The following is a 16,180-nucleotide window of genomic DNA, read 5'->3' as shown; positions in this document are numbered from 1 at the left end:
ATTCCTTACTGCGCCTGCACACGCAGCTCTGCTGCGCTACGACTACGGTGACCCAACAGGGCTTTAACATCGCTGGACTTCGGTTTAACCAGCGCGAATTTCGCAGAGAACGCCGGCCAGTTGGCCAGGATCTCTTCGCCGCGCGAAGAACCGGTATGCTGCACGTGTTCGGTAATCAAACCGCGCAGGTGTTCTTCGTGGATAGCCAGCGTTTCAACGTCCAGCACTTCCACCAGTTCAGGGTTCACGCGTTTGCGGAACTCACCGTCTTCATCCAGGACGTAAGCAAAACCGCCCGTCATGCCTGCGCCAAAGTTCACGCCGGTTTTACCCAGGACGCACACAATCCCGCCCGTCATGTATTCACAACCGTTATCACCGATACCTTCAACCACGGTGATGGCACCGGAGTTACGTACGGCAAAACGTTCACCTGCACGACCCGCTGCAAACAGACGACCGCCGGTCGCGCCGTACAGACAGGTGTTACCGATGATGCTGGCATCGCAGCTACGGAAGGCTGAACCGACCGGCGGACGCACTGCCAGCAGACCACCCGCCATGCCTTTACCGACATAGTCGTTGGCATCACCAGTCAGATACAGTTCAACGCCGCCGGCGTTCCACACGCCGAAGCTCTGACCCGCGGTACCGCTGAAGTGCGCGGTAATCGGGTCGGCCGCCAGGCCCTGGTCACCGTGCGTTTGCGCGATGTAACCGGAAAGCGATGCACCGACAGAACGATCAGTGTTGCGAATATCAAACCAGAACGTTTTGCTCTGCTTGTCATCCACGTACGGCTTCGCTTGCTGCAGCAGCTGCGCGTTCAGCACGCCATTGTCGAACGGCGGGTTGTTCTCGGTGCAGTAGACCGCTTTGCCAGGATGTGGCTCGGCAGTTTCCAGCAACTTAGACAGCTCCAGCTTCTGCTGTTTGGCTGTGAAACCTTCCAGCTCTTTGAGCAGGTCGGTACGGCCAATCAGATCCACCAGGCGTTTCACGCCCAGCTGTGCCATCAGCTCACGGGTTTCGCGGGCGATGAAATCAAAGTAGTTCGTCACTTTGAACGGCAGGCCGTGGTAATGGTTCTTACGCAGCTTCTCGTCCTGGGTTGCAACACCGGTTGCACAGTTGTTCAGGTGGCAAATACGCAGGTATTTACAGCCGAGCGCGACCATAGGGCCCGTGCCGAAACCAAAGCTTTCCGCACCCAGAATCGCCGCCTTGATAATGTCGAGGCCGGTTTTCAGGCCGCCATCCACCTGCAGACGGATCTTATGACGCAGACCGTTAGCCACCAGCGCCTGCTGGGTTTCCACCAGGCCAAGCTCCCACGGACAGCCCGCGTATTTCACGGAGGAGAGTGGGCTTGCCCCGGTACCACCGTCATAACCGGCGATGGTGATCAGGTCCGCATAGGCTTTTGCCACACCGGTCGCGATGGTGCCAACGCCCGGTTCGGAAACCAGCTTCACGGATATCATCGCTTTCGGGTTGACCTGTTTCAGGTCGAAAATCAGCTGCGCCAGATCCTCGATAGAGTAAATATCGTGATGCGGTGGCGGAGAAATCAGCGTCACACCCGGTACGGAGTAGCGTAATTTGGCGATATACGGCGTGACTTTATCACCCGGTAACTGGCCGCCTTCGCCCGGTTTTGCACCCTGAGCGACTTTAATCTGAATCACGTCGGCGTTAACCAGATACGCTGGCGTGACGCCAAAGCGACCGGATGCAACCTGCTTGATACGTGAGACTTTGTTGGTGCCATAACGGGCAGGGTCTTCACCACCTTCACCGGAGTTTGAATTGCCGCCGATGCTGTTCATTGCTTCAGCCAGCGCTTCGTGAGCTTCCGGGCTGAGCGCACCGATGGACATTGCCGCGGTGTCAAAGCGTTTAAACAGTTCAGTGGCAGGCTCAACGTCGTCAATGCTGACGGCTTCATCACCCGGGTTCAGCGCCAGCAGGTCGCGCAGCGTCGCCGCCGGACGGCTGTTCACCAGTTCAGCATACTGCTGGTAATCGCTGTACTCGCCGCTCTGAACGGCCTGTTGCAGCGTACGCACCACGTCCGGGTTATAAGCGTGATATTCACCGCCGTGGACATACTTCAGCAGACCACCTTGATCCAGCGGCTTACGTGCCAGCCAGGCGCGTTTCGACAGGTTCATCAGATCCTGCTGGAAGTCAGCGAATCCGGCACCGCCGATACGGCTGATAACGCCCTGGAAGCAAAGTGTCGCCACGTCGTCATGCAGACCGACCGCTTCAAACAGCTTCGAGCAGCGGTAGGAGGCGATGGTCGAGATGCCCATTTTGGACATGATTTTGTACAGGCCTTTGTTGATGCCGTTACGGTAGTTCAGCATCACCGTGCGGTAATCTTTGTCGATAGCACGGGTATCCACGAGACGCGCCAGCGTTTCGTAGGCCAGGTACGGGTAAATAGCCGTCGCACCAAAGCCTAACAGCACGGCAAAGTGGTGCGGATCGCGGGCGCTGGCGGTTTCAACAATGATGTTGGCGTCGCAGCGCAGGCTCTTATCGACCAGACGCGTCTGGATAGCACCTACCGCCATGGGGGCCGGTACCGGCAGACGGTTTTTCGCAATATTGCGGTCAGAAAGCACCAGCAGAACGGTACCGTTACGCACCATCTGTTCCGCTTTGTCACACAGCGCATTCACCGTCTCTTCGAGGGTCGCTTCGGTCACGTCGAAAGTGATATCGAGCGTGTCGGCGCGGTAGTGATCCTCTTTCAGGGTGGTGAGCTGTTTGAAATCAGAGTACAGCAGGATCGGCGATTTAAAGGTCAGGCGGTGCGCCTGGCCTTCAGCTTCGCAGAAGACGTTCATCTCGCGACCAATGCTGGTGGCCAGTGACATCACGTGTGCTTCACGTAGCGGATCGATTGGCGGGTTGGTCACCTGCGCAAACTGCTGACGGAAGTAGTCATAAATGATGCGTGGCTGGCTGGAGAGCACGGCAAACGGGGTATCGTCACCCATGGAGCCGACCGCTTCCTGGCCATTTTCACCGAGTACGCGGATCACGGAATCCAGCTCTTCGGCGCTGTAGTTAAACTGTTTCTGGAAGCTGGCGAGCGTATCGTCGTCCAGCTCACGACTGCCCACTTCTTCATCCGGCAGATCTTCGAATGGCACCAGGCGACGAACGTTTTTCTCCATCCACTCTTTGTACGGATGGCGGCTCTTAAGATCGTTATCGGTTTCAGCAGAGTGCAGAATGCGCCCACCGCGGGTGTCGATAACCATCAGCTCGCCCGGGCCAACGCGGCCTTTCTCAACCACTTCGTCAGGCTGGTAATCCCAGATACCGACTTCAGAGGCGCAGGTGATGAGCTTATCTTTGGTGATGACGTAGCGTGCCGGACGCAGACCGTTACGGTCCAGGTTACAGGCAGCAAAGCGACCGTCGGACATAACGATGCCCGCCGGGCCATCCCACGGCTCCATGTGCATGGAGTTAAAGTCGAAGAACGCGCGCAGCTCTGGATCCATATCCGGGTTGTTTTGCCATGCCGGTGGCACGAGCAGACGCATGGCGCGCACGATATCCATACCGCCTGCCAGCAGCAGCTCCAGCATGTTATCCATGGAGCTGGAGTCAGAGCCGGTTTCGTTAACGAACGGCGCGGCATCGTGCAGGTCAGGGATCAGTGGCGTCTGGAACTTATAGGTACGAGCACGCGCCCACTGGCGGTTACCGGTAATGGTATTGATCTCGCCGTTGTGCGCCAGGTAGCGGAACGGCTGCGCCAGCGGCCAGCGAGGGACGGTGTTGGTGGAGAAGCGCTGGTGGAAGAGGCAGATGGCCGATTCCAGACGCAGGTCCGCCAGGTCCAGGTAGAAGCGCGGCAGGTCAGCCGGCATACACAGACCTTTATAGATGTTCACCAGGTTAGAGAGGCTACAGACGTAGAACTCCTTGTCGTCCTGGAGACGTTTTTCAATGCGACGACGGGCGATAAACAGACGGCGTTCCATATCACGCGGACGCCAGCCCGCAGGGGCATTAACAAAAATCTGTTCAATTCGAGGCAGCGAGGAGAGGGCGATTTCGCCGAGTACCCCTTCGTTGGTTGGCACATCGCGCCAGCCAACAATAGACAGGGTTTCACGTTGAAGTTCTTCTTCGACGATGCGGCGTGAGGCGGCAGCTTTTTCAGGATCCTGATTCAGGAACAGCATACCGACAGCGTAGTTTTTGGCTAAACGCCAGCCGCGCTCTTCCGCAACGATACGGAAGAAACGATCCGGTTTTTGCAGCAGCAGACCGCAACCGTCGCCGGTTTTACCATCAGCAAGGATGGCACCACGGTGCTGCATGCGGGCCAGTGCGTGAATAGCAGTACGCACTACCTTGTGGCTAGGTTCGCCTTCTATGTGGGCGATCAGGCCGAAACCACAGTTATCCTTCTCAAGGGATTTATCGTACAACATATCAGTGAACCTCCCCAGGCTCGTCGGGCTTCCCACTGAACCGTGGCGCACAGGCACAGAAAGAGCATGGCGACGGGGTTTGCGTTTCATACGCGTACCTCGCATTCGCCCTCTTTTTCATCCTTTCGCGCAGGTAAACAAGTTTGAGGACTTGCTTCAGAGGGAATCTCAATTACTGCATAAATATGATGAGCAGGCTGCTCATCCAGAAAGCTTCCAGCGGATTTCCAACTTATCGGGAATTGGTACACAGGTCAAATGGCAATCTTATTTATACAAAAATGTGCTAAAGAGCTCTTAACCATTTGTATATAAAAGAAATTCAACTCTATTTACAACGTTTGTAAGCTGTGGTGAGACGCAGCGGAGTGTGATCTGACTCACTATATGAAAGCGGTATTATCGATGTAGCGTGCTGAATAGCCGTTTTTTAGCAGAATAATTCTCTACGATGAAATGCAAACCCGCATAAAGTCACTGTTTTTCAGTGCTGACGCTATAAGTGAAAAAAACAATCAGAACATAAGGAAAAGTAATCACAACTGGCGTGAATGAAATTGCAGTAATCCTGAGTATTTATTCATAGAGATAAAGGCCGTCCAGGGCGATTGATCCAGGTCATCGCCGACAGAGGCTAAAAATGGCAGGCTTGTCCCCTTTCTTTGGGACGGTCTATCAGATTATGCAGTTACAGAAATTAGTCAATATGTTTGGTGGGGATCTTTTGCAGCGTTATGGGCAAAAGGTTCACAAGCTGACGCTGCATGGCGGTTTTAGCTGCCCGAACCGTGACGGGACGATCGGGCGCGGGGGCTGTACTTTCTGTAATGTGGCGTCTTTTGCTGACGAAGCGCAGCAGCATCGTTCTATCATCGAACAGCTGTCCCATCAGGCGAGTCTGGTCAACCGTGCGAAACAGTATCTGGCCTATTTCCAGGCCTACACCAGCACATGGGCGGAAGTACAGGTCTTGCGCTCCATGTATCAGCAGGCGGTAAGTCAGGCCAGTATCGTAGGGCTGTGTGTGGGCACCCGCCCGGACTGCGTGCCGGAAGCGGTACTGGACCTGCTCAGCGAGTACAAGGAACAAGGGTATGAGATCTGGCTGGAGCTGGGCCTGCAAAGTGCGCACGACAAAACTCTGCACCGCATCAACCGTGGACATGATTTCGCCTGTTACCAGCGCACCACACGTCTCGCGCGTGAGCGTGGGCTGAAGGTGTGCTCACACCTGATTGTCGGCCTGCCAGGCGAAGGGCAGCAGCACGGTCTTGAGACACTGGAAAAGGTGATCGAGACCGGTGTGGACGGAATTAAGCTGCATCCACTGCACATCGTGAAGGGCAGTATCATGGCCAAAGCCTGGGAAGCCGGGCGCTTAACCGGTATTGAGCTTGATGCGTATACGATGACGGCGGGGGAGATGATTCGGCACACCCCGCCGGAGATTGTCTACCACCGCATCTCCGCCAGCGCCCGCCGTCCAACGCTTCTTGCACCGCTCTGGTGTGAGAACCGCTGGACGGGGATGGTGGAAATCGACCGTTATCTGCAAGAGCACGGCGTACAGGGATCGGCGCTTGGTCGCCCCTGGGTTCCCCGCTTACCGGCGACGACCGCCTAACAGGCTCCCCAGCATGCCGCGTACAATCTGATTCGTGACCTGACGCGCTGCACTTTTCGCCATGGTCTGCACGACGCCATCGCGTTTGCCGCCGCGTGGTCCGGTTGTACCAAACAGGATATCCTTAAGCCCGCTCAGGATGCCGTCGTCAACGGCAACAGACTGGCCTTTGGCGGCAGGCGCGTCCTGGGATTCGGTGGTGGCCTGTACCCCTTTTTGCAGCATCTCGAATGCCGACTCGCGATCCACGTCGTCCTCATACTTACCATACAGCGGGGAGCGGTTAATCAGGCCGTTGCGTTCATCGTCCGTCACGGGCCCCATCCGGGAGCAAGGGGCAATCACCATTGCGCGCTCCACAACGGACGGGCTGCCTTTTGCATCCAGGAAAGAGATAAGCGCTTCACCGGTGCCCAACGCCTGGATGGCCGCTTCGGTATCAAATGCCGGGTTCGCTCGCATGGTTTGCGCGGCGGCTTTGACGGCCTTCTGATCTTTCGGTGTAAAGGCGCGCAGGGCATGCTGTACGCGGTTGCCAAGCTGTCCCAGCACGTTGTCAGGAATATCGGACGGGTTTTGCGAAACAAACCAGACGCCGACGCCTTTTGAGCGGATCAGGCGGATCACCTGTTCAATCTTATCCAGCAGAACCTGTGGCGCATCGTTAAACAGCAGGTGCGCTTCGTCGAAGAAGAAGACCAGCTTGGGTTTGTCGAGATCGCCGGCTTCAGGTAACTGCTCGTACAGTTCAGAGAGCATCCACAGCAGGCTGGCGGCGTAGAGCTTCGGCATCTGGTAAAGCTTCTCTGAGCTCAGAATATTGATGATGCCTTTCCCGTTGCTGTCGGTGCGCATCCAGTCCTTGATATCCAGCATCGGCTCGCCAAAGAAATGTTCGGCACCCTGTTGCTCCAGGGTCAGTAACCCGCGCTGGATGGCACCGACTGAGGCGCTGCTGATATTACCGTACTGGTTCTGGAACGATTTGGCGTTATCACCGATGTACTGGGTAATGGCCCGCAGATCTTTGAAATCAAGCAGCAGCAGACCCTGGTCGTCGGCAATACGGAAGATGATGTTCAGTACACCGGACTGCACGTCGTTGAGGTTGAGCAGACGAGCCAGCAGCAGCGGACCGAGATCGGAGACGGTTGCACGTACCGGGTGACCTTTCTCACCAAAGATATCCCATAACACGACCGGATTGTTGTGCGGTGTCCAGTCCGTGATGCCGATATTTTTGAGTCGGTCGAGCAGTTTTTCGGACGGAGTGCCTTCCTGAGCAACACCGGTTAAATCGCCTTTTACATCGGCCATAAAGACCGGTACGCCGATCTCTGAAAGCGACTCTGCCAGTTTCTGCAGGGTCACGGTTTTCCCCGTCCCGGTGGCCCCGGTGATGAGACCGTGACGGTTGGCCATCGCGGGCAGTAAAAACAGCTCTTTGTCCAGCGTGCGGGCAATTAACAATGGTGTACTCATAATGCGCTTCCTCTCTTAGTCCTCGGTCGAGTATAGGCAACCTGACGGCAAAATGGCTGAGTAAATTGCTGACTTTGCGGCGCATTATCCAGCGCGGACTATGCTTTTGCATACGGTTCACAAAATTTTGGAAAACTATGTCCAGATTCTTCTTTAACGATCGCAAACAGCTGGTCAATGACGCCATCGAAGGCATACTGATTTCGGCACCACACGCTAATCTCGTCAAACTTGATATCGACCCGGCCATTCGGGTGGTGGCGCGCAGCGACTGGGATAAAAGCCGGGTGGCGGTTATTTCAGGCGGTGGCTCTGGTCACGAACCTGCACACGCCGGGTTTGTCGGCAAAGGGATGCTCACGGCAGCGGTGTGCGGTGATCTTTTTGCTTCGCCGAGCGTTGATGCGGTGCTGAACGCTATTGTGGCGGTAACGGGCGATCGGGGTTGTCTGCTGATCGTGAAAAATTACACCGGCGACCGGCTTAATTTCGGCCTGGCGGCAGAAAAAGCCAAGCGTTATGGCCTGAAGGTCGAGATGGTCATTGTCGCCGATGATATTGCCCTGCCGGATAACAAGCAGCCGCGCGGTATCGCCGGTACGGCACTGGTTCATAAAATCGCGGGCTATGCGGCAGAGCACGGCAAATCACTGACCGAGGTGCGCGATATCGCGCAACAGGCTTGCGATAATCTCTGGAGCCTGGGCGTGGCAATGCAAACCTGTAACCTGCCGGGCAGTGATGATGAAGAGGGGCGGATCAGGCAGGGGCACGTGGAGCTGGGGCTCGGGATCCACGGCGAGCCTGGTGCCTCGGTTGTCGATACGCAAAACAGCAAAGCCATTATCGACACGCTGGTCGAGCCGCTCAAAGCGCAGGCCGGTAACGGGCGTTTTGCGGTGCTTATCAATAACCTCGGCGGCGTGTCGGCGCTGGAGATGGCGTTGCTCACCAAAGAGCTGGCCCACTCGGCGCTGAAAGAGAATATCGCTTATCTGATTGGTCCGGCACCGCTGGTGAGTGCCCTGGATATGAAAGGCTTTTCGCTGACGTTGCTGAAGCTTAACGATCTGTTCGAAAAAGCTCTCCATGAAGAGGTGGAGACGTTGGGCTGGCAGAAGCCGGTGGCGTTTGCGCCGCTGCGCGTGCAGGAACATAGCGCGATCCATGACCGCGTGGAATATACCGCCTCGGACAATCCACGGGTCGCAGAGATCGTCTCCACGGTCACGCAGACGCTGATCCAGCTGGAAAACCGCCTCAATGCGCTGGATGCCAAAGTGGGTGATGGCGATACGGGCTCTACCTTTGCGCAAGGGGCGCGGGATATTGCGCAGCGTCTGGAGAAGAAACAGCTTCCGCTAAATGATGTGTCGACGCTGTTGCTGCTGGTTGGCGAGCGGCTGGCAACGGTTATGGGGGGCTCAAGCGGTGTGCTGATGTCGATCTTCTTTACCGCTGCCGGGCAGACGTTGCACGACGGTCAGCCGTTGCCGGAAGCGCTCTTAAGCGGGCTGGCGCAGATGAAGCAGTATGGTGGGGCAGATCTTGGCGATCGCACCTTGATCGATGCCCTGCAACCGGCGCTGGAGGCATTGCAGAAAGGCGACCTTCAGGCTGCTGCGCAGGCTGCGAACGCGGGCGCTGAGGCGACAGCGAATATGGTGAAAGCGGGTGCCGGACGTTCGTCGTATGTCAACAAAGAGAACCTGGAGGGTGTGACCGACCCGGGGGCCGTGGCGGTGGCAGAGGTGTTCAAGGCAATGACCGCAGCAAAACGGTAGCGTTTTGAGTATTCCACCCTCTCCCGACGGGAGAGGGTGGAGATGCGTGCAATCAGGCCGCACGCACCCCGCGCGTTCACATCAAAAATCCGCTTTCAACACCACGCGATAACGGGCTTTACCGTCACGCACATGCTGGATAGCTTCGTTGATTTTAGACATCGGATACAGTTCGGTGGTGGGCGCCACTTTAGTGCGTCCGGCAAACTTCATCAGTTTGCGCAATTCGAACGGCGTACCGGTTGCGGAACCGGAGACGCTGCGATCCCCCCCGATCAGCGTAAACGCAGGCACCGGCAGCGGCTTCATCACCGCACCGACGGTGTGGAAGTTACCGCCGTGGGCCAGCGCTTCAAAGTACGGTTGCCAGTCGAGATCGACGTTAACGGTATTGATGATCAGATCAAACTGACCTGCCAGCGATTTGAGCGCTTGCGGATCGCGGCTGTTGACTACCTTATCCGCCCCCATCGCCAGCACTTCTTTCTCTTTGGCCGGGTTCGAGCTAAACGCCGTGACTTCACAGCCCATCGCGTGCAGCAGTTTAATTGCGATATGGCCCAGACCACCAATCCCGATGACACCCACACGGCTGGTGGCGGTGACATGATGCATCAGCAGCGGTTTGAATACGGTGATACCGCCGCACAGCAGCGGACCGGCAGATTCGATATCAATGCTGTCCGGCAGGGGAATAACCCATTGCCAGTCGGCACGCAGTTTATCGGCGAAACCGCCTTTGTTCAGAATGGTAGGGACTGCGCCTTCGAGGCAGTTGATTTGGTTACCGCTGATACAGGCATCGCAGTGACCACAGCTGCGCGCCGTCCAGCCAATACCCACGCGCTGGCCGACCTTCAGCCCTTTGTCCTGTGCGGCGCTACCGAGCGCCACAACGCGGCCAATGACTTCGTGGCCCGCAATCAGTGGATACTGTGAGAAGCCCCATTCATTGTCGATCATGGAGAGATCGGAGTGGCAGATCCCGCAGTAATCAACCTGCACTTCGACGTCTTCTGCTTTTAGGTCGCCCGCATCGTATTCGTACAGCTCAAGTTCTGCACCCGCCTGCGGTGCGGCGTAGCTTTTTATCTTCGACATCGTGTTTCCCCCGTTATGGTGTGAACTGAGAGTGTAGAGCATTCAGTTTACAGTCGCTTAACAGAAGAGGGCAGGAATGCCCTTTACAGAGTTTTCAGCATCCTGACTTCGCAATCGACGTGGCCGGTACAGCCCAGCGGCGCATCAATATGCGTAAAGCCCAGATGTTCATACAGGCCAATGGCCTCTTTGAGGAAGGCGGTTGTTTCCAGGTAACAGCGTTTAAAACCCTGAAAACGCGCATGTTCAAGGGCGATAAGCGCCAGCTTTTTCGCCAGCCCTTGCCCGCGTACCGACGGCAGAAAATACATTTTTTGCAGTTCGCAGATATCCGGCTCGCTGCAGCTTAAAGGCGCCACGCCACCGCCGCCCACCACCTGACCGTTCTGCTCAATAACCCAATAGGCGTAGCCCGGCTGGCTGTACAGCTGAAACAGCTCATCCAGATTCGGGTCGGCAACGGTATAGCCTTTGTCGGCGGTCAGGCCATACTCAGCGGAAACCGTTCGGATAACGGCGGCAATAGCCGGGTTGTCCTGCTCAGTGATCCGACGCATCGTCGTCGCGACGGGGGTAATCACGCTCATAGTCTTACTCATTACAAAAATTGACACACAACTGCTGTTAATAGCACCGCAGTAAAGGGAGCGCAAGCGAGGAGTTTTCAGGAAGGATACCCCTTACGCCCTGAAGCGTAAGGGGTAAAAGCATTACAGGGCTGCAATAACCGCCTGCTGCTCGATCAGTTTGGTCTTAGCATCGGCGAAGGCAACCAGACGCTCACGCTCTTTCGCGATAACCGCTTCCGGCGCGCGGGCAACAAAGCCTTCGTTCGCCAGTTTGCTTTCGATTTTGCCAATTTCCACATCGACCTTAGCCACTTCTTTTGCCAGACGAGCCAGCTCAGCGTCTTTGTCGATAAGACCTGCCATCGGGATCAGCAGCTCGGCGCCGTCGATGATTTTGGTCACGGATACCGGACCTTTGTCATCCGCAGGCAGCACGGTGATGCTTTCCAGACGCGCCATGGTTTTCAGGAAGGTGTTGTTCTCGGTGACACGGCGAACAGCAGCCTCACTGCAACCGCGCAGCAGCAGCTCCAGAGGTTTACCCGGGGCGATGTTCATTTCGGCACGGATATTACGTACCGCCACGATCGCCTGTTTCAGCCATTCGGTATCGGCTGACGCCGCTTCATCGACCTTCGCTGCATCGAATTCCGGGAACGGCTGCAGCATGATGGTGTCGGCGTTGATGCCGGCAATCACTTTCACACGCTGCCAGATGGTTTCGGTGATGAATGGAATAATCGGGTGCGCCAGACGCAGCAGACCTTCGAGAACGGTAATCAGCGTGTTGCGCGTACCGCGCAGTTCCGCTTCAGAACCGCCGTTCATTACCGGTTTTGCCAGCTCCAGGTACCAGTCACAGAACTGGTTCCAGGTGAATTCATACAGAATGCCCGCCGCGATATCGAAGCGGTAGCTGTCCAGCGCTTCGCGGAAGGCTTTCACCGTCTGGTTGAACTCTGCCAGGATCCAGCGATCGGCCAGAGACAGGGTCATCTCGCCGCCGTTGAAGCCGCAATCCTGATCTTCCGTGTTCATCAACACGAAGCGGCTGGCGTTCCACAGCTTGTTACAGAAGTTACGGTAACCTTCCAGACGCTTCATGTCCCAGTTGATGTCACGACCGGTTGAAGCCAGTGCCGCCAAAGTGAAACGCAGGGCGTCAGTACCGTGAGGTTCGATCCCATTCGGGAACTGTTTCTCAGTACGCTTGCGGATCTTCTCTGCCAGCTGCGGTTGCATCATGTTGCCGGTACGTTTTTCCAGCAGCTCTTCGAGGGAGATACCGTCAACCATGTCCAGTGGGTCGATAACGTTACCCTTGGACTTGGACATCTTCTGGCCTTCGTCGTCACGAATCAGACCGGTCATGTAGACGGTATGGAACGGAACCTGTGGCTTGCCGTTTTCATCTTTGATGAAGTGCATGGTCATCATGATCATGCGGGCGATCCAGAAGAAGATGATGTCGAAGCCGGACACCATCACGCTGGTTGGGTGGAACTGACGCAGCGCGTCGGTGTTCTCCGGCCAGCCCAGCGTGGAGAAGGTCCACAATGCGGAGGAGAACCAGGTGTCCAGTACGTCTTCGTCCTGACGCAGGGCGACATCGGCACTCAGGTTGTTTTCCTGACGAACTTCATCTTCGCTGCGGCCAACATAGACGTTGCCTTCACGGTCGTACCAGGCCGGGATACGGTGGCCCCACCACAGCTGACGGGAGATACACCAGTCCTGAATATCACGCATCCAGGAGAAGTACATGTTTTCATACTGCTTCGGCACGAACTGGATGTCGCCGTTCTCGACCGCTTCAACAGCCGGTTTCGCCAGCACGTCGGCGCGCACGTACCACTGGTCGGTCAGCATTGGCTCGATAACAACACCACCACGGTCACCGTACGGCACGGTCAGATCGTGAGGTTTGATCTCTTCCAGAAGGCCGAGTGCATCCACTGCAGCGACAATCGCTTTACGCGCGGCAAAACGTTCCATTTTCTGGAATTCAGCCGGAATGTCGCTGGAGTAAACGTCGGATTCGTTACCTTTGGTGTCATACACTTCCGCGCTTTCACGGATATCACCGTCGAACGTCAGAATGTTGATCATTGGCAGGGCGTGACGACGACCCACTTCGTAGTCGTTGAAGTCGTGTGCCGGGGTGATTTTCACACAGCCGGTGCCTTTTTCCATGTCGGCGTGTTCATCGCCCACAACGGGAATGCGGCGGTTAACCAGCGGCAGCACCACGAATTTGCCAATCAGATCTTTATAACGCGGATCTTCCGGGTTAACGGCCACGCCGGTATCGCCCAGCAGGGTTTCCGGACGGGTGGTCGCTACCACCAGGTAATCTTTACCATCTGCCGTTTTAGCGCCGTCGGCCAGTGGATAGCGGATATGCCACATGGAGCCTTTAGACTCACGGTTTTCCACTTCCAGGTCGGAGATAGCGGTGCGCAGTTTAGGGTCCCAGTTTACCAGGCGCTTGCCACGGTAAATCAGATCTTCTTTGTACAGACGGACAAACACTTCTTTAACGGCGTTGGAAAGACCTTCGTCCATGGTGAAGCGCTCGCGCTCCCAGTCCACGGAGTTGCCAAGACGGCGCATCTGACGGGTGATGGTACCGCCGGATTCTGCTTTCCACTGCCAGATTTTATCGATGAACGCGTCGCGACCGTAGTCGTGGCGGGTTTTACCTTCTTCAGCGGCAATTTTACGCTCAACCACCATCTGGGTCGCGATACCCGCGTGGTCAGTCCCCGCCTGCCACAGGGTGTTTTTGCCCTGCATGCGCTGGTAGCGGATCATGGTATCCATGATGGTCTGCTGGAAGGCATGACCCATATGCAAACTGCCGGTGACGTTCGGCGGTGGGATCATGATGCAGAAGGACTCTTTGCTTTCATCGCCGTTAGGCTTGAAATAGCCCTGCTGTTCCCAGTGCTCGTAAAGCGGCTGTTCGATATCGCGTGGGTTATATGTCTTTTCCATTATTTCCAGGTTGCCGTATTCAGGTTAAAACCAGCCAGGCGGTACGCTTTATAGCGTTCGCGCGCCAGTTGTTTCAAAGATTCTTCGTAAGGGACAAAGTCTACCACTTCTGTGAAAGCGGTGGCAAAATCTGCAAAATCTATCCGCAGGCTAATCAGAATATCGCGCGCGCTGCTGTTGCGCTTTTGCGGCCAGGCAATCTCTACCGGTGCGCCGCCACGAGGGCCTTCGCCAGACAGATTATGCGGAACAAAACTCTCCGGCGGGCGTGCCCAGAGTGCTTCGTCAAGGCGGATGGCCTGCTGCTCATCTTCGCAGGCAATCAAAACGCGTTTACCTGCGCGCCAACGTTCTGCGGCAATTTCACACACCAGCTGTTCAACTGCGCTGAGGCCGTCCTGATGGGTGTCGTTGTCCAGAAGGTAGAACGTTGCATTCTTCATATATGGGGCTTCTTGTTGTGGATTTAAATGCAAGGCCGGGCTGACCCGGCCTACAAACGGCATCTTTCCGTAGGCCCGGTAAGCGTAGCGCTACCGGGCATCTGACGGCAATTACTCTTCGCCGTTAAAACCCGCACGATTGAGCAGGAACTGCGACAGTAACGCGACCGGACGACCGGTTGCGCCTTTGGCCTTACCGGAACGCCAGGCGGTACCTGCGATATCCAGATGCGCCCAGTTGTACTTACGGGTAAAGCGCGCCAGGAAGCAGCCCGCAGTAATTGCCCCGCCAGGACGACCGCCGATGTTCGCCATATCGGCGAAATTAGACTCCAGCTGTTCCTGGTACTCGTCACCCAGCGGCAGACGCCATGCGCGGTCACCGGCCTGTTCGGACGCGCCAATCAGCTCGTGCGCCAGAGGATTGTGGTTCGACATCAGCCCGGTGATGTGATGACCCAGCGCAATCACACAGGCACCGGTCAGCGTGGCCACGTCAATGACCGCTTCAGGCTCGAAGCGCTCAACGTAGGTCAGCACGTCGCACAGCACCAGACGGCCTTCGGCGTCGGTGTTCAGCACTTCAACGGTCTGGCCGGACATGGTCGTCAGAACGTCACCCGGACGGTACGCACGACCGCCAGGCATGTTTTCACAGCCCGCCAGCACGCCAATGACGTTTATCGGCAGCTGAAGTTCCGCCACCATACGCATCACGCCATACACTGCTGCTGCACCACACATGTCGTACTTCATCTCGTCCATGCCTTCGGCAGGCTTGATGGAGATACCGCCGGAATCGAAGGTCAGACCCTTACCAACCAGCACAATCGGACGCGCATCTTCAGACGGGTTACCTTTGTACTCGATAACCGACATCAGCGACTCATTCTGGGAGCCGTTGCCGACTGCCAGATAGGAGTGCATTCCCAGCTCTTTCATCTGCTGTTCGCCGATGACGCGGGTGATGACATTCTTACTGTAGGCGTCAGCCAGCTGACGTGCCTGAGAGGCCAGATAGGCTGCGTTACAGATGTTAGGCGGCATATTGCCCAGATCTTTTGCGGCTTTAATCCCGGCAGCAATCGCCAGACCGTGCTGGATAGCGCGTTCACCGCTGGTCAGCTCGCGACGGGTCGGTACGTTAAAGACCATCTTACGCAGCGGACGACGTGGCTCGCTTTTGTTGGTTTTCAGCTGGTCGAAGCTGTACAGGCTCTCTTTTGCCGTTTCGACCGCCTGACGCACTTTCCAGTAGGTGTTACGGCCTTTGACGTGCAGCTCGGTCAGGAAGCAAACGGCTTCCATTGAGCCGGTATCATTCAGCGTATTAATCGTTTTCTGAATAACCTGCTTATACTGACGTTCATCCAGCTCGCGCTCTTTACCGCAGCCAATCAGCAGAATACGTTCGGACAGTACGTTTGGAACATGGTGCAGTAACAGCGTCTGCCCAGGTTTGCCTTCCAGTTCGCCACGGCGCAGCAGGGCGCTGATGTAGCCATCACTGATCTTATCGAGTTGCTCGGCGATCGGGGAGAGTCGGCGTGGTTCAAAGACGCCCACAACGATGCAGGCACTCCGCTGTTTCTCCGGGCTACCGCTTTTTACACTGAACTCCATGCACTACGCTCCTGAATCTTAAAGACAACAGCGGCTGCTACAGATAGAATTGAAACCTTTCGTAACTCATGTCCGCTGTTGTGGTGACTTC

General features: G+C 56.3%; 9 protein-coding genes. 2 read left to right on the top strand and 7 right to left on the bottom strand.

The genetic code is table 11. From position 1 onward, the window contains the following. Window positions 1-5 precede the first annotated feature (5 nt). Window positions 6-4,466 (bottom strand): glutamate synthase large subunit, encoded by a 4,461-nt coding sequence (gene gltB, locus HV242_RS20835; RefSeq protein WP_032679060.1) that lies wholly within the window; start codon window positions 4,464-4,466, stop codon window positions 6-8. A gap of 682 nt (window positions 4,467-5,148) precedes the next feature. Between gltB and HV242_RS20830 the strand changes: the two genes are divergently transcribed. Further along, window positions 5,149-6,090: a TIGR01212 family radical SAM protein gene (locus HV242_RS20830; protein ID WP_104440412.1), complete on the top strand. Its 942-nt coding sequence runs from the start codon at window positions 5,149-5,151 to the stop codon at window positions 6,088-6,090. Here the strand turns inward: HV242_RS20830 and HV242_RS20825 are convergent. Continuing rightward, window positions 6,070-7,572: a helicase HerA-like C-terminal domain-containing protein gene (locus HV242_RS20825; protein ID WP_044866503.1), complete on the bottom strand. Its 1,503-nt coding sequence runs from the start codon at window positions 7,570-7,572 to the stop codon at window positions 6,070-6,072. The genes HV242_RS20830 and HV242_RS20825 overlap by 21 nt on opposite strands. Before the next feature lie 137 nt (window positions 7,573-7,709). On the opposite strand from HV242_RS20825, the gene HV242_RS20820 reads away from it, so the two are divergent. After that, on the top strand, window positions 7,710-9,356 hold the full coding sequence (locus tag HV242_RS20820; protein ID WP_050737333.1) for a dihydroxyacetone kinase subunit DhaK: 1,647 nt from the start codon (window positions 7,710-7,712) through the stop codon (window positions 9,354-9,356). Window positions 9,357-9,437: 81 nt separating this feature from the next. On the opposite strand, the gene ahr is transcribed toward HV242_RS20820, so the two are convergent. The 5 genes from ahr to pepA all read right to left on the bottom strand — a co-directional run bounded on the left by ahr (window position 9,438) and on the right by pepA (window position 16,089). Continuing rightward, complete coding sequence (gene ahr, locus HV242_RS20815) at window positions 9,438-10,457, bottom strand: NADPH-dependent aldehyde reductase Ahr (protein ID WP_020883520.1); 1,020 nt, start codon at window positions 10,455-10,457, stop codon at window positions 9,438-9,440. Between the two features lie 83 nt (window positions 10,458-10,540). Continuing rightward, on the bottom strand, window positions 10,541-11,044 hold the full coding sequence (locus tag HV242_RS20810) for a GNAT family N-acetyltransferase (RefSeq protein ID WP_044868046.1): 504 nt from the start codon (window positions 11,042-11,044) through the stop codon (window positions 10,541-10,543). A 123-nt stretch (window positions 11,045-11,167) separates the two neighbouring features. Further along, complete coding sequence (locus tag HV242_RS20805) at window positions 11,168-14,023, bottom strand: valine--tRNA ligase (protein ID WP_014171828.1); 2,856 nt, start codon at window positions 14,021-14,023, stop codon at window positions 11,168-11,170. After that, complete coding sequence (gene holC / locus HV242_RS20800) at window positions 14,023-14,466, bottom strand: DNA polymerase III subunit chi (protein ID WP_008502815.1); 444 nt, start codon at window positions 14,464-14,466, stop codon at window positions 14,023-14,025. The genes HV242_RS20805 and holC overlap by 1 nt, the downstream gene beginning before the upstream one ends. Window positions 14,467-14,577: 111 nt before the next feature. Beyond that, entirely contained in the window at window positions 14,578-16,089 is a 1,512-nt protein-coding gene (pepA, locus tag HV242_RS20795; protein WP_014171826.1) for a leucyl aminopeptidase, read from the bottom strand. Window positions 16,090-16,180 lie beyond the last annotated feature (91 nt).

The sequence above is a fragment of the Enterobacter sp. RHBSTW-00593 genome (assembly GCF_013784105.1).
Taxonomy (GTDB): Bacteria; Pseudomonadota; Gammaproteobacteria; order Enterobacterales; family Enterobacteriaceae; genus Enterobacter; species Enterobacter ludwigii.
The sequence above is the reverse complement of the archived record's forward strand: the minus strand, read 5'-3'. Positions and strand labels throughout refer to the sequence as shown.